We start from the raw sequence: 250 nt of genomic DNA, 5'->3' as shown, positions 1-250 counted from the left end.
CCAGCGCACTGCACTCGCCATGGCGGGTGAGGCGGGAGGTCACGACGGCGCAGCGGTTCTCATGGCTGGCGCGGCACAGCACGTTGGTCAGCTCCATGGGGTTGGCGCCGAGGGCACTGATAACAAGGAATTGTTCGCGAACTGTGGGGGTGGACATGCAGCCTTCCTAAAGCGATGAGCGGTCGATGCCGTGTGGGCGGTATCGATCAAAGGATCAAGGGTAGCGAAAAGCGTCGCCAAGGGCTAGGAG

At 62.4% G+C, this 250-nt stretch carries 1 protein-coding gene; it reads right to left on the bottom strand.

What is annotated here, in order from left to right; genetic code table 11:
* The coding region (locus AAEY79_RS15865; RefSeq protein ID WP_352289614.1) for an ACT domain-containing protein at positions 1 to 157 on the bottom strand (157 nt) is incomplete at its 3' end.
* Positions 158 to 250 lie beyond the last annotated feature (93 nt).

It is taken from the genome of Psychrobacter sp. GW64-MNA-CIBAN-0177 (genome assembly GCF_040309585.1).
Classification (GTDB): Bacteria; Pseudomonadota; Gammaproteobacteria; order Pseudomonadales; family Moraxellaceae; genus Psychrobacter; species Psychrobacter okhotskensis.
Note: the sequence above shows the minus strand (reverse complement) of the source record. Positions and strands in the feature narration are given on the sequence as shown.